This is a genomic window from Roseibium sp. 10G30-5 (assembly GCF_055809635.1).
On sequence record NZ_CM147918.1, the window covers coordinates 1,964,762 to 1,985,289 of the forward strand.

A 20,528-nucleotide genomic window follows, 5' to 3' on the forward strand; every position below is an offset into this window, starting at 1 on the left:
TCTGGCAAGTCTGCACGCCTTTCCCGGCAAATCATCAGGCGCGCCGAATCACACCCGGAATTGTCGGCTCGACGGATGCCCCACCTTGAGCATCCTGACGCACCAATTCCCGGAATGCCGTCAAATTGACTGGTGGGCTCCACAAGAACCCCTGACCGATGTTGCCCCCCCAATGACGGCTGAAATCCAACTGGGTTTCGGTCTCAATGCCCTCGGCTACGGTTTTCATCCGGAGCTGTTTCGCCATCATCAGGATCAACTGAACAATCGCCCGGCGATCTTCGCTCTCAGACAATTTCATCACGAAAGAACGATCAATCTTGAGCGTGTCGAACGGCATACTGGCAAGCGTGTGCAAGCTGGAATATCCCGTGCCAAAATCGTCGATCGCGAAGCTCACCCCCTCTTCTTTCAAAGGCATGATCTGGCGGCGCACCTCTTCATACGACTGCATGACGCTGGATTCAGTGATTTCCAGCTCAAGCCGGTCCATCGGGAACCCGCTCTCTCCAATAATGCCAAGCATTCTGTCCGAAAAATAAGCGGATTCGAATTGCACCGGCGCGACATTGACGGCCACATTCAGATCAAAACCCTCGCGCTTCATGTCGCTCATGTCCGACAAAGCCTTGGTGCAGCACGAACTCACCAATCGGAGTCATCAACCCACATTCTTCAGCGACCGGAATGAAGAAGAACGGCGACACACTGCCAAGAACCGGATTGTTCCAGCGCAGCAACGCTTCTGATCCAATGATGCGGCTCGTCGTCAAGTCTACCTTTGGCTGATAGAAAACCTCGAATTCCTTGTTTTCGAGCGCTGAAACGATGTGGGTTTCCATATCCTTGCGATGCTTCATGTCACGATCGATATTCTCGTTGAACGTGACAATCTGATTACGGCCGAGTTTCTTGGCTTCGTACATCGCAACGTCGGCGGCGCGGAACACTTCCTCGCTCGATGAGCCATGTTCCGGATAGAGCGCCACACCGATACTGGCGTGCACCTTGAGGTTCAGATTATCCACCTGAAATGGCACCTGCATTGCGTCAAGGATCTCTGCGTTGAACATCTCAATCTGCTCGGAATCGGTAATTACAGGCAGAAGAAAAATGAACTCATCGCCTGCAAGCCGGCCCAAAAAGACGCGTGAGTGGATGCCTTTTTTCTTCTTTTCACCGGGCTTTCGGATCTTCTCTTCAAAAGTCGTCTTGACCCTGGTCAGACGCGCGGCAACAGCCCACAGCAACTTGTCACCAACCGTATGGCCATAAGTGTCGTTGATGGTCTTGAACCGATCCAGATCGACGAACACCAGCGCACCTTTAGACGTCGGAGAAAGATCGACCACCTGCGTGACGACATTGACGTATTTCAAACGGTTCGGCAGTTCGGTGACACTGTCGAAATTCGCAAGGTATTCGATGCGCTTGATTGTCTTGTTGAGGTTGTTCAGCATCGCCTGAAAGGCGATCTGCAGATCCCCGACCTCGCCTTTGGCATCAACTTCAAAGGATTGGTCTAAAAAGCCCTGCGCAGCCTCGTTTGCCGCTTCGGCAACGTGACTGATCCCGCGGGTCGAGTGTCGCAGAAGCAAGGCCACGAGCGGCAGGAGGATCAGGAGCACAATGCCGTTAAGACGGATAACGTCCAGCAGCGCTTCGTGCCGGGCCTGATACGCAATAGACTTGGATTTCTCGATAACAATCACACCGACCGCATGACCCATGTGATTGATCGGCGTGGCCCAGGCCAGAGATGCGCCCATGTCGAGACGACCGGGCTTGCCGCTTTTGACAAGTTGTTGCAAAGCGCCATGTGTCGGATCAGCGGGATCATGCCCAGCCCCGTCCCGACCAGAAAGCAACAGACCCTTGGGATTGAAAATCCGAACCGAAATCACATGTGGCTTCAAGATTAACCCATCAAGAATTGCGGTAAGGCGTGCCCGATTATTTGCAGCAATGTCGTAGCTCGCAAGTTGAGCCAGCCGGTTGGATTCAATGCGAGCATTTCCCGCCAGGTTTTCTTCGATGCGCTGAAGGTCTTCATAAAACTTGACGACTGAGAAGAGCGACACGAACATGACCAACAGCAGTCCGATGTACAGTGTCGAGCGTACAAATACACGCCCCATGGCCTGACGTAGGCGCTCTCGAATTCGCTGGAACTGACGCATTTATCCACCCGCCCTATCATTGCCGAGAAGTGCTCGACGCACTTCGATTTTCCGGTATCAGCGAAAGGGAGAACTGACGCCTGCACCTCGCACATTGAAATGCAGCGCAGCAGAAAACGCCAACAGACGACAGGAGCATCATCTCGATCACGGGGATCCCCTTTTCACAAAAGACACACCCAAAATAAGACGAATCAAGTATACAAAGTCATAATTAGGAAATATAAATTCAAAATCAAAATAACAGCAATTCTTATATAGATAAAATTACCAATACTTCAATACAGATCTTATGATTAATTTTACCGATACGCCTCTTCCCCTCAAAGATCGCAAGCTTTCATCATTCGCCGACTTAGAAAGCTTCTGACCATCCCCTCGGGAAATCAATCGGTGATGCCGATAACGCGGTTCAGGAAGGCACAGAAGCCCTTGCAAAAGGCGATGCACAGAGGTCGCAGCGTAGAGATCCCTCCCGCGCAAGACATCTGTAACGCCTTGAACTGCGTCATCGATCACAACGGCAAGGTGATAACTTGTCGGCGTGTCCTTGCGACGCAAAATGACGTCGCCCACAGGCAGCCGGATCGGCATCCACCCTTTTGCCATCTGTAAGATTTTCGGAAGTGACGCCCTCGGCTTGGCCCTCCCACCAGGTCAGGGACGTACCAAGGGTCGCTATGGCTTTCTTCATATCCAACCGCACAGCAAATGGAGCGCCTGTCCGCACGCGATCAGCCCGTTCTGACGTCGACAACACCCTCTCATCTCCGGGATAAAGCGGCGCACCATCCGGGTCGCGTGGCCACAGTTTGCCATTGGCCTCGTAAGCTGCGACATGGCGCTGTATCTCAGCGCGAGTCAGGTAGGCATTGTAGACAAGCCCTTGCGCATCCAGCCGGTCAAGTGCGGCCTGATACTCGGCAAAACGTTCCGATTGCCGCAAGACCGGCCTCTCATAGCGGACGTCCAGCCAATCCAGATCTTCGTACATGTCACGCACCAATGCGGGCGTGCAGCGGACGACATCAATGTCCTCAAGCCGCAGCAAAAACCGGCCATTCGTTGCCTGCGCGGCCTCGACGTTCAAGAAGGCCGACAAGGCATGGCCCAGATGCAGATGCCCGTTTGGCGAAGGCGCAAAGCGAAAAACCGGACATGAGACGTCCCACATCGGAATATCGTCGTCCTGTGTTGCGTCACAAGAATGCGAAAAAGTCATTGGTTATCCGCGCCGAACATGAGATTTTGAACTTGGCCTCATCCTATCTTCTACCGGAGTAATCATGATTGAACAGCCCGCGCCGACCGTCCTGCGCATTGAGACACAGGACGATCTCGATCAGGCGCTGATCAATCTTTGCCGTCAAGCGCCCGACATTGCCCGATTGAGCATCGGCATGTCCCCTTTACCCCTGCGCCGTCGCAGCGCCGATTTTGCAGGCCTTGCCCAGATTATTGTTGGCCAGCAGGTTTCCGTCGCCAGCGCAAGAGCGATTTTTTCGAGGCTCGAGCAGGCTCTGGATCCTTTAACGGCAGCGGCGGTGCGCGACACCGGCGACGAAATACTCAAAGCCGTTGGGCTGTCGCGGCCTAAAATCCGCACGTTACGCGCCATTTCCGATGCCTGCACGGCAAAAGATGGTCTCGATATTTCAGCGCTCGCCACACAACCCGCCGGTGCCGCGCATGCTGCATTGTGTGCCATCAAGGGCATCGGCCCATGGACCGCCGACATCTTTTTGTTGTTCTGCGTCGGCCATATTGATGTCTTTCCAAGTGGTGATCTGGCCTTGCAGATTGCCATTCAGGAGGCACAGGAGCTTGAAATCCGGCCAAGTGCCAAAGATGTGGCATGCCTCGCAGAGGCCTGGACACCCTATCGCGCTGTCGCCGCACGAGTGCTCTGGGCAGCCTATGCTGCAAAACGACAGGACCGCGCAACTCTGCCGGTCTGAGGAGCAACCATCAAAGGTAGGCCGCAACCGCATCGCACAGTCGACGCAGATCTTGCTCACGCGACAAACGATGATCGCCATCCGGCACCAGAGACATCGTCAGGTCTATATCGGGAAGCGCTTCCGCCAATCGCATCGCATGTTGCTAGGGCACATCAACATCCTTCGCCCCATGCAGGATCGTCACCGGACAAGAGAGCGTGATTTCCCTTTCGAGCAACAGATGCTTGCGGCCATCCTCGATCAAATGTCGTGTGATGACATAAGGATCATCGGAATAGGCCGTTGGCTGCTCCCAGCGCCCCTCGCTCAGAATGGTCTGGCGAATAGCGTCATCAAAGCCCCGCTTCCACATCAGGTCCTCGGTGAAATCAACGGCGGGCGCCACAAGAACGAGGGCCCGCGGACGGGTGGCCTTTTGCCGTGCCAGCGTCACGAGAAGGGCAAGCCAGCACCCCATCGAGGATCCGACCAAAATCGTATTTGGCCCCGCAAACCGATCGAACACCGCCAGAGCTTCTTCCAACCAGTCGGACAGGCAAGCGTCTTCAAAAACGCCCCCGGAAACGCCGTGCCCGGAATAATCGAACCGCGTACAGGCAAGTCCAAAATCGCGTGCAAAGTCATCCAGTGCCAGCGCCTTGATACCCGCCATCGACGAACGAAACCCAGACAACCAGAACAATCCGGCCCGCGGCTCATCCTTTAAAGCCGCCCGGTGATGCACAGCAATGGCGCGCTGCGACGGCCCCTTTCCCACGTCGATCATTTGCGGTTCGGCTGCACTCATATTATGGCTCTTTGAAACATGGGTCGGTGTCGTCGCCTCTGCTTGACACAGACAACAGGGAAAGAGAAGCAAGAGCCATGACCACACCCGGCAAAAAACCCACTATCCTGCAGGTCATCCCCGACCTCAAGACAGGCGGCGCCGAGCGCACCACCATCGACATGGCGGCTGCGGTGCGTGAGATTGGCTGGCACCCCCTTGTGGTCAGTCAGGGCGGCCCGATGGTGCGCGAACTTGAAGCTCTGGGCATTGAGCATCTGATCCTGCCGGTCAAATCCAAGAACCCGCTGACGCTTTGGCGAAATCGCGCCCGACTGATCAAAGTCATCCGCGACCACGATGTGTCTTTGATCCATGCGCGCAGCCGGGCGCCTGCATGGTCCTGCCTGTGGGCCGCCCGCTCAACCGGCATTCCGTTCGTCACGACATATCATGGCATCTACAAGCAGACAGGCAAGTTGAAGGCGCTCTACAACTCCGTCATGGCACGCGGCGACAGGGTGATCGCCAATTCAGGATACACCGCCAATCTGATTGAAGAACGTCATCCCTTCGCCAAGGACGCTCTGACGGTGATTTACCGTGGTTCAGATCTGAACGACCTGGATCCTGCCACCATCGCCGCAACGCGCATCGAGACCTTGCGCCAGAACTGGAACCTGCCGGAGAACTGCAAAGTTATTTTGAATGTGGCTCGTCTCACCGCCTGGAAGGGCCAGAAAGTCGTGATCGAAGCCATTGCCGATTTGGCCCAGCAGGGCGACACCTCGACGATTGCCGTTCTGGCTGGAGATGCACAGGGACGCGAAGGGTATCTGCAAGAGTTGAAAGACCTGATTGCGGCGCACGCGCTTCAAGAGCGGGTGTTTCTCGTAGGGCATTGCGACGATATAGCCGCCGCCCACGCACTCGCCGACGTGGCCGTCGTTGCATCGACCGAACCAGAAGCGTTTGGCCGTGCAGCCGTTGAAGCACAGGCTGCCAACGTGCCCGTGATCGTCTCAAATCTGGGCGCGGTGCCGGAAACCGTTCTCGCTCCGCCCGAAGTCAGCGACGCAGAGCGCACCGGCTGGCGCGTTCCTGCAGGTGACGCGAAGGCTCTCAGCCAATGCATTCGCGCTGTTCTGGCACTTTCAGAAGACCAGAGAACCGCTCTGACACACCGCGCCAAGGCCCATGTCAGTGCGCATTTTTCGCTCGCCAGAATGTGTGAGGACACGCTGACGGTCTACCGCCAGGCCCTGCAAAGCTCTAATGTGCGGCCTCACACGTAGGCGTAAGCATCCAGCGGATAAGCCTCTTCAACAAGATACGGCCCGCCGCCAATGCTTGAGCGAGAGGAGAAAAGAACAAAGCGCCCCGCTGTAAACGAAGGCGCTTGAAAATTTCCCCGCTCGGAGAGCCATTTGGCAACGTCTTCGTTGCTGGAAGTTCGACATCTGCCAAGCGTGACATGCGGCAAATACTTGCGCCGCTCAGGCGTCAGATGCAGCCTCTGGAGAAGCCGCTCCTGCTCGGCCTGCATCTCCTGCAATTCCGGTGTCGGCTCCACCCTGCTCCAGACGCAGTGTGGCTTGCCATTGCCGAAAGCCCCCAACCCGGTCAGACGGATATTGACTGGGCGCCGATCGACCCGATCAAGCATGCCTGCAATCTCATCGGCGGTGCGGTCGTCGACATCGCCAATGAAGCGTAAGGTTATATGGTAATTCTCGGGATCAATCCAACGAGTCCCGCGCAAACCTCCACGTACCATGGAGAGCATGAGAGCCGTTTGAGCTGGGATCTCTAGGCCGGTGAAAAGCCGTGGCATCGGGTGCCTCCCCTGCAAAGTCTCGATAGAGACCATGAGGAATCAATCCGTTCGCACACGCAAGAAGAAACAGCAATACCTTGAAATGGCACTCGAAATAGTAGCGTCAATCGGGACGGCCTGCAGCACGTCGCGTTATTTTTGAAAAGTGATTCGATTTCAAAGCCTGCTGCGGAAGAGACCAATCTTTCCCGCAGCAGGCGAATTTGACTTACGGACAGGTGCTGCCGTGAAGTTGATACAAAGCATCAATCCGGTCCATAACGTCGTCCGACAGAACCATGTCAGCAACGTCGAGATCCGTTTCAAGCTGGTCAAGCTTTGTCGCCCCGAGAATGACCGAGGTCATGAACGACTTTTGCTGTGCAAAGGCCAACGCCATTTGTGAAGGGTCGAGCTTCAACTCCGCCGCCAAGTCGAGATAAGCGTTGATCGATTCTTCCGCACCCGGCTTTTCATAGCGGCTCAAGCGGTTGAACAGCGTCTTGCGTGCGCCCGCTGGCAACGCGCCATCGCGGTATTTGCCCGTCAGATAGCCTTGTGCCAGCGCCGAATAAGCCAGAAGCCCCACATCTTCGCGCAGCGCAACTTCCGCAAGGTTCACTTCGAACGTGCGATTGACCAGCGAATAAGCGTTCTGAATGGACACAGGGCGCGGCAGTCCCTTCGCGTCTGCATGTTGAACGAATTTCATCGTGCCCCAGGCACTTTCGTTCGACAGACCGAAATGGCGGATCTTGCCTGCCTTGATCAGCTCGGCCATCACATCCAGCGTGCTTTCGATGCTATTTTCGTCGTCAGCGTGATCCATATCCTTCCAGATCGTCGGATTGGAACCGAACTGTGAGACGACCCGGTCGGGCCAATGGATCTGATAAAGGTCCAGATAATCCGTCTGCAAGTTGGTCAGGCTCTGATCAATGGCTTCCATGATCTGTGCGCGGGTCAGACGGCCAGCACTGCCATCCTTGCGAAAATACGTGCTGTCGGTGCGACCAACGACCTTCGAGGCCATGATCACCTTGTCGCGTGCGCCGCGCTCCTTGAACCATGACCCAATAATGCGCTCTGTGCGGCCCTGAGTTTCAGCTTTCGGCGGGATCGGATAAAGTTCAGCGGCATCAAAGAAATTGACGCCCCGGTCAAGCGACAGATCCATCTGCGCGTGACCTTCCGCTTCCGTATTCTGTTCGCCAAAGGTCATCGTCCCCAGGCACAGGGCACTGACCTTGATATCCGTACGTCCAAGACGGCGGTATTGCATATTTCTTCGTCCTCTACATGAAGAGACTTATGTTTATTTTGGGAAAAGGCGCGGCTCAGGAAGGTGAAACGCGCGCAAGAAGCTCTTCGACCTTAGGTATCATATCGGTGACGATAACCGAAACCCCTTTGGCCGTCGGATGCATGCCATCTGCCTGATTCAGGTCAGGTTTCAGGGCAACACCCTTCAGAAAGAATGGATAGAACAGCGCATGATACTTGTTAGCAAGCTGTCCGAACATCGGATCGAATGCTTTGACATAGTCATCGCCAAGATTTCGCTGCGCCATCATTCCCGTCAAGAGAACCGGAAGCTTGCGTTGCGTCAACTTTTGCAAAATCATAGAAAGATTGGCGCGTGTCTGCTTGGGATCAATACCACGCAACATGTCGTTGGCCCCAAGTTCGACGATCACCGCATCAGTGTCTGGCGCGACCGACCAGTCGAGCCGCGCCAGACCACCGGATGATGTATCGCCCGAAACACCTGCATTGATAACGATGACATCATGCCCGCGCTTGCGCAGGGCTTTTTGAAGTTGCGCCGGAAAAGCTGCGTCATGAGCAACCCCATATCCGGCACTCAGGCTGTCGCCCAGAACCACCAGTTTGACAGGGGCGGCCTGACCCGGCGCGGATATAGCCAGCAGAGCGAAAAGGGCAATCACGAAGATGCGCAGCAATTTTATCTCCTGAAACTGGATGCAGGTCTTGTTGCGCACCATATGGACAGACGAAGACGCCTTGGCAAGGCTCACACCTGCCAAACACCAGAGACGCAGGGCGCATTGGAAAGTGATTTTACCGGCAGGCACTCTGACCATCTGACGCTCCGTATTCCCGTTCCACGATACAAAGGCCGTACATGACCGACACCCCGGCGATTGCCCTGACCGATGTCCACCTTCATCTCGGCGAAGGTGCCGGACGTGTTCACATCCTGAAGGGAATTGATCTGGAAATTCCCGTCGGCCAGTCTGTCGGGCTCATCGGCCCCTCCGGATCTGGCAAATCGACGCTGTTGATGGTTATGGCCGGGTTGGAGCGTGTCGAACAAGGCACCGTCTCTGTCGCCGACACGGATCTAGGTCAATTAAGCGAAGACCAGCTTGCAAAGTTTCGAGGCCAGCACATTGGCATCGTCTTCCAGTCCTTCCACCTGATCCCCAACATGACAGCCCTGGAAAATGTCGCGGTGCCGCTGGAACTGGCGGGCGAGAGCAAGGCTTTCGAGCGAGCACAAGAAGAGCTGTCCGCCGTTGGACTGGCCGACCGTATGTCACATTATCCAGCACAAATGTCAGGCGGCGAACAACAGCGCGTTGCCATTGCCCGGGCGCTTGCCGTCGACCCTGCCATTCTGATCGCGGATGAGCCCACCGGCAATCTGGACGAAACAACCGGCGCACAAATTGTCTCCGTGATGTTTACTGCCCAGAAGCGCCGCAACATGACCCTCGTGCTGGTCACGCATGACCCGGCGCTTGCAGAACAGTGCGATCAGGTGGTCCGGGTTCGTTCCGGTCACATCGAGGCAGCGCAAGAAAACGCCACGCTTCACGCCACCACCCTGACATCTGACGAGGCATAAGCGTGACATCTACTTCTTCAAGGTTCCCGCTCAGCCTCCGCTTTGCTGCACGAGAACTGCGCGGCGGCCTGCGCGGCTTCTACATTTTCATTGCCTGCATCGCACTGGGCGTCGCCGCCATTGCGGGCGTTTCCTCGTTGGCGAAATCTCTCACCGACGGAATTGACGCGCAAGGCCAAAGCATTCTGGGTGGCGACCTGTCGTTCTCTCTGATCCACCGCGAGGCAGACCCCAAGGAGCTTGCCTACCTCAAGGGACTGGGGCAAGTCTCGCGTGACCTGACCATGCGCGCCATGGCGCGCAATCCAACCTCGGGCGATCAGGCTCTCGTCGAACTCAAGGCCATTGATAACGCCTATCCGCTGTTCGGCCAGATGACGTTGAAAGGCCCACAGCAGAATGTCCACGCACTTCTGACGCGTAAGGACGGCGTCTATGGCGCGGTGGCGGAAACCGCGTTAATGGCCCGGCTTGGTATCAAGATCGGCGATACGATATCGCTCGGCAATGCGAAATTTGTCTTGCGTGGCGAAATCGACAATGAACCTGACAAACTCGCTGGGGGTCTTGAATTCGGCCCGCGACTGATGATTTCGCAAGCGGGCATCCAGTCCACAGGCCTCGTTCAGCCCGGCAGTCTTGTACGTTGGAGCTACAAGATCAAACTGCCGAAGACCGCGAGTGAAGTCGGACTTCGCCAGATCATCGACCAGGCCAATACGGCTTTCCCCAAGGCAGGCTGGCGGGCGCGGGCTCGCACCAATGCGGCACCGGGCCTCAAGCGCAATATCGATACCTTCGCTCAGTTTCTAACGTTGGTAGGCCTGACAGCGCTGGTGGTAGGTGGGGTCGGCGTGGCCAACGCCATACGCGCCTTTCTGCAAACCAAGCAGGGCGTCATTGCCACGTTCAAATGCCTCGGCGCGTCTGGCGGCTTCACCTTCCGCGTCTATCTCTTGCAGGTCATAGCACTGGCTTTTGTTGGCATCATCATCGGGCTCTGCATCGGGGCTGTTCTTCCGTTTATTGCCGCCTATTTGCTGAAGGGCCTGCTGCCGATCACCATTGATGCCAGCCTGTATCCGGCACAGCTTGCCCTTGGCGCGCTCTACGGTGTGCTGACAGCCTTGGCCTTTGCGCTATGGCCACTGGGGCAGGCGCATGATGTACCTCCAACCGCTTTGTTCCGGGATGTTGCAGGAGCGGTAAAAGACTGGCCGCGCAAGCGCTATCTCTTGGCCAGCCTTGCAGTTGTGGTGCTTCTGGCAGCCACGGTTCTCGCACTGTCAGACAATCGCCGCATCGCGCTGATCTATATTGTCGCCGCGGGCCTCAGTTTCCTGCTGCTTTTCGGCGTGTCACGTCTGGTGATCTTTATTGCCCGCAAGGTGCCCACAACCCGTCTGACGGAGTTACGGTTGGCCATCGGCAACATTCATCGCCCCGGCACATTAACCCCCTCCGTCGTCCTGTCGCTCGGCCTCGGGCTGACCCTTGTGGTGGCCCTGACGCTGATCGACACCAATTTGCGCCGCGAATTGACCTCAACCATTGCAGACGAGGCTCCGTCCTTCTTCTTCATCGACATTCAAGGCCCTCAGAAAGACCCGTTCGAGACGTTTCTGAGCACAAATGCCCCGAAGGCTACGATTTCGGCAGTTCCGATGTTGCGCGGGCGGATCGCCAGCCTCGCCGGCACCCCCAGCGACAAGATCAACCCGCCCTCCGACGTGGCGTGGATTCTGCGTGGTGATCGCGGCATCACTTATTCCGCCACGAAACCCAAAAATGGCACCCTGACAGAGGGCAAATGGTGGCCGAAGGATTATAACGGCGAACCGCTGGTGTCTTTCGAGGATGAGGCCGCCCGGAAATTCGGTCTGAAGATCGGCGACAAGGTCACCGTCAATGTGCTGGGGCGGGAAATCACCGCTGGGATTGCCAATTTCCGCAAGGTGAATTGGCAATCTCTGTCAATTAACTTCGTCATGGTGTTTTCGCCCAATACGTTTGCCGGAGCGCCACACAGTTTCCTGATGACACTGGGCTGGAAAGAGGCCGTCAGCACACAGCAGGAGGTCGGCCTTCTGCGCAAGATCGCAGCGCAATTCCCAACCGTGACCGCCATCCGGGTGAAAGATGCCATCGCCCAGGTCAATACACTGGTGGCGCAAGTGGCCTGGGCCATCCGCGGGGCCTCGTCCATCACCCTGATCAGCAGCATTCTGGTTTTGGCAGGCGCTCTCGCGGCCGGTCATCGCAACCGGATCTATGATGCCGTTATCCTGAAAACACTGGGTGCGACACGATGGCGCCTGATTGCGGCCTATAGTCTGGAGTATGCTCTGCTCGGACTGGCGACATCCCTGTTCGCAGTGGTTGCAGGTAGTCTGGCGGCCTGGTTCGTACTGTCACAGATCATGCATACAGCATTCACTCTGTATCCCGGCACTGCCCTCATGGCCTCTACCATTGCATTGGTGCTGACGGTCGGCTTTGGCCTGATCGGGACCTGGAGAGTGTTGGGTGAGCGACCTGCCGCGATTTTGCGAAATCTTTGAGCAGCTTTTCGCTAAGATCCGTTAACTCTTTGAACGATGACCTGAAATGACAAAAATGTAATCACGTCGTGTCCGAATAAACCTTGTTCTGACCAAAGTGAATAATCATATTCAGGTGGAATTCCATGTTGGTCACAGATCCTGTGGCCGGAAGTAACCGAAAGGGAAGTCTCGCAATGTCGACCTTCAACCGAAATTCAAATTCGACATATTCGGTGGCCGGCAGCCGCGCCGACGCAGCCATCGATCAGGGGCTCCGCTCCTATATGCTCGGTGTCTACAACTACATGACGTTCGGCCTGGCTCTCACGGGCCTGTTTGCCATCGGCACCTTCATGCTCGCCGTAACAACAGATCCGAGCGCTGGCGTTGCTCAGATGCGCAGTGGCGTATTCCTGACCCAGACAGGCTACTACCTCTACGCCAGCCCGCTGAAGTGGGTTGTGATGCTTGCTCCACTGGCAATGGTCATGTTCCTGTCGTTCCGCATCCAGTCAATGAGTGCGAGCACTGCCCGCAATGCTTTCCTGGTGTATGCAGCTCTGATGGGCCTGTCGCTGTCCTCGATCTTCCTTGTCTACACAGGAACGTCGATTGCACGCGTGTTCTTCATCTCCGCCGCCACCTTTGGTGCAACGAGCCTCTACGGCTACACCACCAAGCGTGACCTGTCGGGCATGGGCTCGTTCCTGTTCATGGGTCTGATCGGCATCGTGATCGCATCGCTCGTCAACATGTTCATTGGTTCCTCGGCTCTGCAATTCGCCATTTCGGTGATCGGCGTTCTGGTCTTCACGGGCCTCACAGCCTTTGACACTCAGCAGATCAAGTCGATGTACTACGAAGGCGATGGTCATGAAGTGGCTGCCAAGAAGTCCATCATGGGTGCCCTGCGCCTGTACCTCGACTTCATCAACCTCTTCATCATGCTGCTGCAGCTGATGGGCAACCGCAACTAACAGCGGCTCCACGGCTCACGCAGAGCCTGAACAACACAACATTAAAACCCGGCCTCGTTGGCCGGGTTTTTTATACCTGTAACGTTGATTGAGAAGAGAAACCTGTGTCGATGCAGGGTCATTGGCCTATCGATCTCGCTCAGGACAAAGCAGACATCAGCCCGGACTTACGCCCGCAAAGACTGCTTTGAAGAGGAAAGAGATTGCGGCGGATATGCTGCGGGTCAGATCAGATGCAGATGATGGCGCTTCTTCTTCTCCAGAACCTTGATCACCTGGGCCAGCTCGTGCCCGCGCTTCATGATCATGCCCCCGGCCGCCACGACCGAAAACGCACCTTGTCGTTTGGCCATCTTTGGATCTTTCTCGATCCGGTAAAGCGGCATTTCCGACGTGCGACGGAAAACCGAAAACACGGCCTTGTCCTGCAACAAATCAATGGCATAATCGCGCCATTCACCATCAGCAACCATCCGGCCATACAGGCGCAACAATGTATCCAGCTCGCGCCGGTCAAACGAGACGAAGCTCTTCGCGCCCGCACTGCCAGTGGTCGTCGAGCCTGACGTGCGAACCGTAAAGCTGCTCTGATTGACATAGCCCTTGGACGATTTGCCCTTACCGTCTTTACCGGGACGACTAACGGAAGCGCTGGACTTGGAGGACGTTGCAGACACAGCCGACACAGAAGCGTCAGAGACGACTGCCCTGGGCGACACAGCAACTGTTTTTGTCTCAGTGACTGTCGTTGTCGTTGCGCGCTCGTCGTTGACCTGCGTCATATGCTGCTGAGATGGATCCTCAGGGCCTTCTGTCATATGGTCTTCGCTCCTGATCCTTGCTGCGCTGCATCTGAAAAGGCCTGTCAGATATAAGTCTGACAGGGACAAGACATGGGGTCTGGCGCCAAGCCTTGCCAAGAGACATCGCCGCAGCCAACCAAGCTCGCCCTGATCAACAACAGCCTTGATTTGAGAAGCTGTTGCCCAAGCCTCCATGATGGCGGACGAAACACCTTTCTGGCAAGCCTGTCTCTGCCGAAAAACAAGCCCGGTTTCAAGCCCGCAACAACGCTCTCAGCCCCCCTTCAAAAATCACGGTTTTGCCTTATTCCAGCCTTTGGCGAGCCAAATTGAGTAAGCATATTGTGATCATACCCTGATGGGCTACGAAGAGCCCGGCCTTGGAACGCATCAGCCCCCCAGCCCCCCAAGGTTCGTGGCATCTGGTCATATTTTTTGAGTATCAAACATCAGGGAACTGGAAGGGCCGACCACGCGTCGGCCCTTTTCATTTGTCCGACGACATCTCCCCCATCGTTCATGGCGTCTTTGACCATTCTGCCCTTTCATGCGCGGCAAAAAGCGCTATAAACCTCGGCAACGACGGTGCCTGCCCGCACTTAGGGACACGCACGGTCTGGGTCTGTGTGCAACAGACCTCCCCTCGTTCAAAGGAGTCGAACTCACATGCGCATTGAAGCCGTGCCGATCGGAAAAAACCCGCCAGAAGAAATTAACGTCATCATCGAAGTCTCGGTTGGCGGCGAGCCAATCAAGTATGAAATGGACAAGGATTCCGGCGCGCTGTTCGTGGACCGTTTCCTCTATACGCCCATGCGCTATCCGGGCAACTACGGCTTCGTACCCCACACATTGTGTGGCGACGGCGACCCAATTGACGTGATCGTCATGAACCAGCGCCCGCTGATGCTGGGCTGCGTCATCCGCTGCCGTCCGGTTGGTGTGCTGATCATGGAAGACGAATCCGGTCAGGACGAAAAGATCCTCGCCGTGCCGGTCACCAAGCTGACGCGCCGCTATGAAGACGTCAACGACGTCTCCGATCTGCCGACCATCGCCGTTGAACAGGTGAAGCACTTCTTCGAGCACTACAAGGATCTGGAACCCGGCAAGTGGGTCAAGGTCACCGGCATTGAAGGTGTCGATACAGCCAAGAAGCTGATCGTCGACTCGATCGACCGCGCCAAGGGCTGATCCTGAGCACGACCTGTCTCAAACAGGCAAAGATTACGGGCCGTACGGAGTGTCAATCGTCTCCTGCGGCCCGCATTGTTTCCAGCTCAGCGTCCGAGAGATCGAAATGCTGCGCGATCTCCTGCAACAGCGCATAAGTGACGATCTCACCAAGCGTTTCGCTTTGCGAACTCCAGAAATCCAGAATTGGGCGACGAAACAGCCACATGCGATTGGGCACCATGCCGCCAAGCGCAGACGCCGCACCTTCGGTCAGATGGCTGCCTTCGAAAAAACCGAGGAGATCGTTCTCATCTTCAACGCCCAGCGCATCCAGAAGTCGATCTTCCGGGTACTCGGCGAGACAAATTCTCAAATCACCGCATTTGCGCAGGATATCATCTGGCATTCTGGCCATGGCAGCAGTTGCCAATTCCTCGAAAACCGCAATATCGGGTGCAAATCTGTTTCCCCAGTCTGTTGACCGAGGAGGATGGATGGACGCCATCAGTGGCTCCTGTCGTGTTATTTCATCAGTCCAGGGGGGAACCCATCGCCTCGGATTGTCTCCCGCCCTGCCCGAATAATCGTTCAGCCTGTGCGGCTGATCATAGGTACGTCGTGACAAGCTGGGCGATCAGGATCAGCGCAACGATGAGAGCCAGTACGCGCGCAATGCGCACGCCCAGCACCTCAATCTTGTCATCACTGTTCTTGTCTGCCGCAGAGAAGTGATCACCCGCGCGCCTGGCCATGCGTGCAAGCGATGAACTGCCAATGGTCTCACTTTCCCGGCTGACCCGGTCGAGAGAGGCCTTGGCATCGCGAATGCGCTCCTCATCGTCTTGCTGGCGCTTGTCCGCCATCAGCTTATCCGACGCATGCGAGAGGTAAACCAGGCTCCGAGCAGCGCAAACAGTGCCAGACCAGCAGCTGCAACCACATTCCACCCGGCGAACGACAGCCCCAGAAAGCGGAAGCTGGCCTCGGTGCAACTGACAACGCGCGTGTGCTGCAGGGCTGACAACATGCTGCTGGCGCTGGTTGGCGCGGCATTACCGCCGCCGCAATCCGTGGGTCCGGCCCAGAAATGCCATTGCGCACCCGCCTGATAAGCCCCAATACCGCCGCCATAAATCATCAAAGCAGCAACCACAACCAATAGCAGCACACACAACATTCGCGCCCGCCCCGTAACCATCAGCCCAAGCGCGATCAAAAGCAAAGGCAAACTGACATAATAGGGGACGCGCTGCTCAAGACACAGCTTGCAAGGCACATAACCGCCAAAGATCTGGAAACCACAGGCCGTCGCAATGGCCGCAAGGCCGCCGACAAATGTCAGCGCGGAAAAGGCGCGTGCCTTTGTATCATTCGTCATCATTTCAAGTTTTCCATCACCGCTCCGTGCGCCCCATCTCCCCTTTTAGAGCAATTTGATAAATAGGAAACCGCCAACCACCAAAACCATGACTAGGGTAAACATCAGCGCCAGTCGTTTTTCGATGAAAGTGCGGATGGGCGGGCCGAACAAATAGAGCAAAGCGGCAAGCACGAAGAACTTCAACCCGCGCGACAACAGGCTGGCAAAAAAGAAAACGGGAAAGGCCAGACCAGCCGCGCCGCTGGCCAACGTGATCACCTTGTAAGGAAATGGTGTCAGCCCGGCAAAAAGCACGAACCACCACCCCCACGTATGGAAAACCTCTTTGAAGGACTCGAATTTGTCTGTGTAGCCGTAGACCGTCAGGATCGGCTCAGCGATCTGCACAAAGAGGAAGTGACCGATCAGATAGCCAGCAACACCCCCCAGCACGGATCCGATGGTGCAGATCAGCGCATAGCGCCATGCCGCCTCGCGCCGGGACAGAACCATGGCCAGAAGCAGGAGATCAGGAGGGATGGGAAAGAACGAACTTTCCACAAAGGCGACGCCAAAAAGGGCGTAACCAGCTCGCGGACCGGCTGCCAGCCTTAGGGTCCAGTCGTAAAGGCGTCTCAACATGCAAATTGCTTAACTTTTCAAGGCCACAAAGTCATCCGCTTTCAACCCAGCATCCAAAAACATATCGGTGAAACAGGGTACTTTTCATCCCAGGCCACCCCACGAACGGCCCGGCATACACACTGTGCAATCATTCTGTGATCTGACGGCCAGAAAGGATTGACGCCACTCCAACTATAGCTATTATCGCGCCTGCCTTTCACGCTGCCCCTCTGGCGGAACTGGTAGACGCGCGGGATTCAAAATCCCGTTTCTTCGGAAGTGCCGGTTCGATTCCGGCGGGGGGCACCATCTACCCTTTTACAAGGGCTTTTCGACAAGGCAGGCGCATTCTCCGTGCCGTTTTCCGAATCTGTTTACGTTTATTTTTTGGCGGAAAATCTGCCCTTTATCTGGCCCCAAACCAGAATTCTGTTTTAGCCTTCCGCGAACGGTCGAAGATACTCAAGACCATTCAATGTTCGCAGTCACAGGGCTCCTCCGCACTGCGTCACTTCAGGGAACCCCCAGCATGACACACCTCCTCTCCGCCAACCGCCCGGACACGCGCCTTGCAACGCGGCTGGCTTTACTAGGTGGCAGGCTTCGGTGTCGCCTGCTGGTCGCCGCTCGTTCCCTTCGCCAAAGAGCGACTGGGTGTTGAAGACGGAATGCTGGGCGCACTGCTCCTGTGTCTTGGTATTGGATCGGGACTGACCATGCTTGGTGCCGGAATTCTAAGTGCACGCTTCGGCAGCAAACCAATCATCCTGTTCGGCGGCCTCGGTCTGGCTGTGTTACTGCCCTTTCTGGCGCTGGTCAGCACGCCTCTGGCACTGGCCGTTGCATTGCTGGCCTTCGGAACCGCGCTTGGTTCCATTGATGTGGCCATGAACATCCATGCCATCGAGGTCGAAAAAGCCTCTGACACACCGCTTTTATCTGGCTTTCACGGGCTTTTCAGTGTCGGCGGGTTTCTCGGCGCGCTGGTCATGACGGTGCTGCTGTCTGCCAGAATTTCTCCGTTGATCTCAACGCTGTTGTGTTCGCTGATGATGATCATTGCCATGCTGTTCGCTTGGCCACGCTTGTTGCGGCGGGTGCCTGAGACCGACAATGGGCCGCTCTTCGCCGCCCCCCATGGCATCGTGCTGCTGCTTGCAGCACTTGCTGCAATTGCCTTTCTGGTTGAAGGCGCCATTCTCGATTGGGGAGCTTTGCTTCTCACTTCGCAAGACATCGTTGATGCCAGCAAAGGCGGCCTCGCCTACATGATGTTTTCCATTGCCATGACTCTTGGCCGCCTCACGGGTGACCGCATCATTGCACGCTTTGGCGACCGGGCTGTGCTCATTTGGGGATCAGGGCTGGCCATTCTTGGCTTGGCGCTTCTCCTCCTCTGGCCGGTCATGATCCTCGCTTCACTCGGGTTTTTGCTGATAGGCTTTGGCGCGTCAAACATCGTGCCGGTTCTCTTCCGCAAGGCTGGCTCACAAACACTGATGCCATCGGGCCTCGCCGTCGCCTCCATCACAACGGCAGGCTATGCAGGCATCCTGATCGGGCCCGCTGCCATTGGCGGCATTTCGCATTTTCTAAGTCTGCCGGCAGCGTTCTGGATCCTGGCACTCTTGATGGCCATCATTCCATTGTGCGCCAGCAGGGTTACTCGCAGCACGACGTAGGGTGCCCCCCTTGAGCGCGGACGTCGCTGCGTTGTCCAGAATATGCCGCATCCCATGGATCATACTTTTCCGCCCCCGGCCTACACATAGGTCTTTCTGGCGTCATGGTGCTGATGCTATGGTTTCTCAATGAGTAGCCATGACAAGGAAATCGAGCTCAAGCTCGACGTCTCCCCGCACGACATCGGACGCATCCGGAAAAAGAGCCGGATCAACGGGTTCACCACAGAACGTCCCGTTACGCAGCCGCTGCGGTCGATCTACTACGACACGCCGGACCATCGGTTGAGAAAGGCGCGTATTGCCTTGCGCACGCGTGACACCGGCAAGGGCTGGGTGCAGACGTTGAAGATCGGCACGGGTCTCGTCGGCGGCCTGTCCTCTGCCGTGGAGCTGGAGCACCCGATCAACGGGCCCACCTTTGATCTCGACCAGGTGAGTGATGCCAAACTGGCAACAGCCGTGCGTGAGACCATTGGTGATGCCAATGTTCTTGCGATCTTCGAAACGCACATAGAACGCACCACCCGCTTGCTGAAACCAGACGATGCCACTGACGAGACCGTCATTGAGGTTGCGTTTGATGGCGGCACTATTCTGGCTGATGACCAAAAACTGCCAATTTCCGAAATCGAGCTGGAATTGAAGAGCGGCAGCAACACCTCGCTGCTGTTTGAGGCCGCCGCCGGCCTCTTAGGCGCCGCCCCCTTTGCACTTGCCCGACACAGCAAGGCAGCCCGCGGCTTCATGCTGTGCGACGGCAAACTGGCAGCGCTGCACACACCAACGCGCACAGGAAATCTTCGACTGAAGCCCACGCAAAGCGTCCTGGAAGCCCTGCAGCAGACCAGTTTCGGCTGTATCAGCCAGATCACAGAAAATCGTCGCGCCTTTCTGGAAGAGCGATCCAGCGAATCCCTTCGCCAGATCCGCATCGGCCTGCGGCGACTGCGCAGCACTCTGACCTATTTCGAGCAAGTGCTGCCAAGCGAAACCGCACATGCCCTGAGCCGAACAGCCGCCACCTTGGGCAGATCCCTGTCTGGCCTGCGGGATATCGATGTGTTGCTGGAACAGATCTTGCCTGCAACCCGACCCCATCTACCCTCCGGTCTGGAGCTGGACCCTTTGTACGCTCATCTGACTGCAGAGCGTGAAACAGCGCTCGCAGGCGTGGTCAAAACGGTTTCCGGCCCTCAGTTCAACGCCCTGCTCTTTGCGGTCGCAGCCTTTGTTCAGGATGCTGGCACCCTCGACAAAAAAGAAAAAAACGTGCCAAAGCATTGGAAGCGCCAGTCAGAGACTACATCGCCACAGCTCTGAAACAACATTGGAAGGTGGTCAAGACCTACGGACGTGGGTTGGAACGCCTGAGCGTCTCCGAGCGTCACGACATGCGCAAGGCCGTCAAAAAATTACTCTTTGCAGTGAGGCTCTCACAAGAGCTCTATCCAAGTGAGGCAACCAAGGCGATGCGGCGCAAGCTTCGCGCCATGCAAGACACATTCGGCTACATGAATGATGCGGTCACAGCAGAAGAAACATTATCTCTGACCCACCCCACAGTTGCCTCCGCTCCTGATCTTGCCGCCGTTTCCGGCTTTGTTGTCGGCTGGCACAAAGCCAATGCAGAGCAACTCCGCGCCAACGTACGGGATATATGGACCAGCCTGAGAGACAGCCCCAAGTTCTGGAAATAGACCGGCGCAGCCGGATAAGCACCCGCCGGTGGCAAGGATGATCTTTCCTGAACAACAGAAGAGGGGAG

The 20,528-nt window shown here is 56.4% G+C and carries 21 protein-coding genes, 1 tRNA gene and 1 pseudogene; 10 read left to right on the plus strand and 13 right to left on the minus strand.

The window, feature by feature from the left end:
- Window positions 1-34: 34 nt before the first annotated feature.
- The 3 genes and pseudogenes from AC0L7U_RS10000 to gluQRS all read right to left on the minus strand — a co-directional run bounded on the left by AC0L7U_RS10000 (window position 35) and on the right by gluQRS (window position 3,354).
- On the minus strand, window positions 35-616 hold the full coding sequence (locus AC0L7U_RS10000; protein ID WP_473690355.1) for an EAL domain-containing protein: 582 nt from the start codon (window positions 614-616) through the stop codon (window positions 35-37).
- Window positions 588-2,180, minus strand: a complete 1,593-nt coding sequence (locus tag AC0L7U_RS10005; RefSeq protein WP_473690357.1) for a diguanylate cyclase domain-containing protein — start codon at window positions 2,178-2,180, stop codon at window positions 588-590. Before AC0L7U_RS10005 ends, AC0L7U_RS10000 begins: the two co-directional genes overlap by 29 nt.
- Before the next feature lie 267 nt (window positions 2,181-2,447).
- A pseudogene (gene gluQRS / locus AC0L7U_RS10010) lies at window positions 2,448-3,354 on the minus strand (tRNA glutamyl-Q(34) synthetase GluQRS).
- Between the two features lie 112 nt (window positions 3,355-3,466).
- On the opposite strand from gluQRS, the gene AC0L7U_RS10015 reads away from it, so the two are divergent.
- Window positions 3,467-4,138, plus strand: coding sequence for a DNA-3-methyladenine glycosylase family protein (locus tag AC0L7U_RS10015; protein WP_473690359.1), 672 nt, complete (start codon window positions 3,467-3,469; stop codon window positions 4,136-4,138).
- Between the two features lie 10 nt (window positions 4,139-4,148).
- Here the strand turns inward: AC0L7U_RS10015 and AC0L7U_RS10020 are convergent, their stop codons facing one another.
- Window positions 4,149-4,274 carry a hypothetical protein gene (locus AC0L7U_RS10020; RefSeq protein ID WP_473690361.1) on the minus strand — a complete coding sequence of 42 codons (126 nt, stop codon included), beginning with the start codon at window positions 4,272-4,274 and terminating at the stop codon, window positions 4,149-4,151.
- Window positions 4,275-4,283: 9 nt separating this feature from the next.
- A complete protein-coding gene (locus AC0L7U_RS10025; RefSeq protein WP_473690362.1) occupies window positions 4,284-4,928 on the minus strand; it encodes an alpha/beta hydrolase in 645 nt (214 codons plus the stop codon).
- A 77-nt stretch (window positions 4,929-5,005) separates the two neighbouring features.
- Here AC0L7U_RS10025 and AC0L7U_RS10030 point away from each other — a divergent pair, with 77 nt between their 5' ends.
- Entirely contained in the window at window positions 5,006-6,202 is a 1,197-nt protein-coding gene (locus AC0L7U_RS10030) for a glycosyltransferase family 4 protein (protein WP_473690364.1), read from the plus strand.
- On the opposite strand, the gene thpR is transcribed toward AC0L7U_RS10030, so the two are convergent.
- From thpR to AC0L7U_RS10045, 3 genes are all read right to left on the minus strand, one after another.
- Complete coding sequence (thpR, locus tag AC0L7U_RS10035) at window positions 6,193-6,741, minus strand: RNA 2',3'-cyclic phosphodiesterase (protein WP_473690365.1); 549 nt, start codon at window positions 6,739-6,741, stop codon at window positions 6,193-6,195. The two genes, AC0L7U_RS10030 and thpR, sit on opposite strands and share 10 nt — an antisense overlap.
- Before the next feature lie 211 nt (window positions 6,742-6,952).
- On the minus strand, window positions 6,953-8,005 hold the full coding sequence (locus AC0L7U_RS10040) for an aldo/keto reductase (RefSeq protein WP_473690366.1): 1,053 nt from the start codon (window positions 8,003-8,005) through the stop codon (window positions 6,953-6,955).
- 55 nt (window positions 8,006-8,060) lie between these two features.
- Window positions 8,061-8,828, minus strand: a complete 768-nt coding sequence (locus AC0L7U_RS10045; protein ID WP_473690367.1) for an arylesterase — start codon at window positions 8,826-8,828, stop codon at window positions 8,061-8,063.
- 41 nt (window positions 8,829-8,869) lie between these two features.
- On the opposite strand from AC0L7U_RS10045, the gene AC0L7U_RS10050 reads away from it, so the two are divergent.
- From AC0L7U_RS10050 to AC0L7U_RS10060, 3 genes are all read left to right on the plus strand, one after another.
- Window positions 8,870-9,595: an ABC transporter ATP-binding protein gene (locus tag AC0L7U_RS10050; protein ID WP_473690369.1), complete on the plus strand. Its 726-nt coding sequence runs from the start codon at window positions 8,870-8,872 to the stop codon at window positions 9,593-9,595.
- 2 nt (window positions 9,596-9,597) lie between these two features.
- Complete coding sequence (locus AC0L7U_RS10055) at window positions 9,598-12,156, plus strand: ABC transporter permease (RefSeq protein WP_473690371.1); 2,559 nt, start codon at window positions 9,598-9,600, stop codon at window positions 12,154-12,156.
- Between the two features lie 176 nt (window positions 12,157-12,332).
- Complete coding sequence (locus AC0L7U_RS10060) at window positions 12,333-13,115, plus strand: Bax inhibitor-1/YccA family protein (protein ID WP_473690372.1); 783 nt, start codon at window positions 12,333-12,335, stop codon at window positions 13,113-13,115.
- Between the two features lie 224 nt (window positions 13,116-13,339).
- Here AC0L7U_RS10060 and AC0L7U_RS10065 read toward each other — a convergent pair whose 3' ends face one another.
- The gene (locus AC0L7U_RS10065; RefSeq protein ID WP_473695751.1) at window positions 13,340-13,792 is read right to left on the minus strand and encodes a DUF2794 domain-containing protein; all 453 of its coding nucleotides are present in this window, start codon (window positions 13,790-13,792) and stop codon (window positions 13,340-13,342) included.
- Window positions 13,793-14,584: 792 nt separating this feature from the next.
- On the opposite strand from AC0L7U_RS10065, the gene ppa reads away from it, so the two are divergent.
- On the plus strand, window positions 14,585-15,112 hold the full coding sequence (ppa, locus tag AC0L7U_RS10070) for an inorganic diphosphatase (protein ID WP_473690374.1): 528 nt from the start codon (window positions 14,585-14,587) through the stop codon (window positions 15,110-15,112).
- Window positions 15,113-15,164: 52 nt separating this feature from the next.
- On the opposite strand, the gene AC0L7U_RS10075 is transcribed toward ppa, so the two are convergent.
- The 4 genes from AC0L7U_RS10075 to AC0L7U_RS10090 all read right to left on the minus strand — a co-directional run bounded on the left by AC0L7U_RS10075 (window position 15,165) and on the right by AC0L7U_RS10090 (window position 17,096).
- A complete protein-coding gene (locus AC0L7U_RS10075) occupies window positions 15,165-15,599 on the minus strand; it encodes a metallopeptidase family protein (RefSeq protein WP_473690375.1) in 435 nt (144 codons plus the stop codon).
- A gap of 100 nt (window positions 15,600-15,699) precedes the next feature.
- Complete coding sequence (locus AC0L7U_RS10080) at window positions 15,700-15,957, minus strand: hypothetical protein (protein ID WP_473690377.1); 258 nt, start codon at window positions 15,955-15,957, stop codon at window positions 15,700-15,702.
- The gene (locus tag AC0L7U_RS10085; protein ID WP_473695753.1) at window positions 15,957-16,472 is read right to left on the minus strand and encodes a disulfide bond formation protein B; all 516 of its coding nucleotides are present in this window, start codon (window positions 16,470-16,472) and stop codon (window positions 15,957-15,959) included. The genes AC0L7U_RS10080 and AC0L7U_RS10085 overlap by 1 nt, the downstream gene beginning before the upstream one ends.
- Window positions 16,473-16,517: 45 nt before the next feature.
- Window positions 16,518-17,096: a YqaA family protein gene (locus tag AC0L7U_RS10090; protein ID WP_473690379.1), complete on the minus strand. Its 579-nt coding sequence runs from the start codon at window positions 17,094-17,096 to the stop codon at window positions 16,518-16,520.
- Window positions 17,097-17,302: 206 nt separating this feature from the next.
- Between AC0L7U_RS10090 and AC0L7U_RS10095 the strand changes: the two genes are divergently transcribed.
- From AC0L7U_RS10095 to AC0L7U_RS10110, 4 genes are all read left to right on the plus strand, one after another.
- A tRNA-Leu gene (locus tag AC0L7U_RS10095) sits at window positions 17,303-17,387 on the plus strand.
- Between the two features lie 284 nt (window positions 17,388-17,671).
- Window positions 17,672-18,760 carry an MFS transporter gene (locus AC0L7U_RS10100; RefSeq protein ID WP_473690381.1) on the plus strand — a complete coding sequence of 363 codons (1,089 nt, stop codon included), beginning with the start codon at window positions 17,672-17,674 and terminating at the stop codon, window positions 18,758-18,760.
- 129 nt (window positions 18,761-18,889) lie between these two features.
- Window positions 18,890-20,083, plus strand: a complete 1,194-nt coding sequence (locus AC0L7U_RS10105) for a CYTH and CHAD domain-containing protein (RefSeq protein ID WP_473690383.1) — start codon at window positions 18,890-18,892, stop codon at window positions 20,081-20,083.
- Window positions 20,044-20,460 (plus strand): CHAD domain-containing protein, encoded by a 417-nt coding sequence (locus tag AC0L7U_RS10110; RefSeq protein WP_473690385.1) that lies wholly within the window; start codon window positions 20,044-20,046, stop codon window positions 20,458-20,460. The genes AC0L7U_RS10105 and AC0L7U_RS10110 overlap by 40 nt, the downstream gene beginning before the upstream one ends.
- Window positions 20,461-20,528 lie beyond the last annotated feature (68 nt).

Excerpts from the sequence above, each read along its gene's own strand:
- AC0L7U_RS10025 (WP_473690362.1), bottom strand. The coding sequence starts at position 4,928 with ATGAGTGCAGCCGAACCGCAAATGATCGACGTGGGAAAGGGGCCGTCG.
- AC0L7U_RS10080 (WP_473690377.1), bottom strand. The coding sequence starts at position 15,957 with ATGGCGGACAAGCGCCAGCAAGACGATGAGGAGCGCATTCGCGATGCC.
- AC0L7U_RS10040 (WP_473690366.1), bottom strand. The coding sequence starts at position 8,005 with ATGCAATACCGCCGTCTTGGACGTACGGATATCAAGGTCAGTGCCCTG.
- AC0L7U_RS10020 (WP_473690361.1), bottom strand. The coding sequence starts at position 4,274 with ATGCGATTGGCGGAAGCGCTTCCCGATATAGACCTGACGATGTCTCTG.
- AC0L7U_RS10045 (WP_473690367.1), bottom strand. The coding sequence starts at position 8,828 with ATGGTCAGAGTGCCTGCCGGTAAAATCACTTTCCAATGCGCCCTGCGT.
- AC0L7U_RS10005 (WP_473690357.1), bottom strand. The coding sequence starts at position 2,180 with ATGCGTCAGTTCCAGCGAATTCGAGAGCGCCTACGTCAGGCCATGGGG.
- AC0L7U_RS10015 (WP_473690359.1), top strand. The coding sequence starts at position 3,467 with ATGATTGAACAGCCCGCGCCGACCGTCCTGCGCATTGAGACACAGGAC.
- ppa (WP_473690374.1), top strand. The coding sequence starts at position 14,585 with ATGCGCATTGAAGCCGTGCCGATCGGAAAAAACCCGCCAGAAGAAATT.
- AC0L7U_RS10030 (WP_473690364.1), top strand. The coding sequence starts at position 5,006 with ATGACCACACCCGGCAAAAAACCCACTATCCTGCAGGTCATCCCCGAC.
- AC0L7U_RS10085 (WP_473695753.1), bottom strand. The coding sequence starts at position 16,472 with ATGACGAATGATACAAAGGCACGCGCCTTTTCCGCGCTGACATTTGTC.
- AC0L7U_RS10050 (WP_473690369.1), top strand. The coding sequence starts at position 8,870 with ATGACCGACACCCCGGCGATTGCCCTGACCGATGTCCACCTTCATCTC.
- AC0L7U_RS10000 (WP_473690355.1), bottom strand. The coding sequence starts at position 616 with ATGAGCGACATGAAGCGCGAGGGTTTTGATCTGAATGTGGCCGTCAAT.
- AC0L7U_RS10090 (WP_473690379.1), bottom strand. The coding sequence starts at position 17,096 with ATGTTGAGACGCCTTTACGACTGGACCCTAAGGCTGGCAGCCGGTCCG.
- AC0L7U_RS10060 (WP_473690372.1), top strand. The coding sequence starts at position 12,333 with ATGTCGACCTTCAACCGAAATTCAAATTCGACATATTCGGTGGCCGGC.
- thpR (WP_473690365.1), bottom strand. The coding sequence starts at position 6,741 with ATGCCACGGCTTTTCACCGGCCTAGAGATCCCAGCTCAAACGGCTCTC.
- AC0L7U_RS10075 (WP_473690375.1), bottom strand. The coding sequence starts at position 15,599 with ATGGCGTCCATCCATCCTCCTCGGTCAACAGACTGGGGAAACAGATTT.
- AC0L7U_RS10105 (WP_473690383.1), top strand. The coding sequence starts at position 18,890 with ATGAGTAGCCATGACAAGGAAATCGAGCTCAAGCTCGACGTCTCCCCG.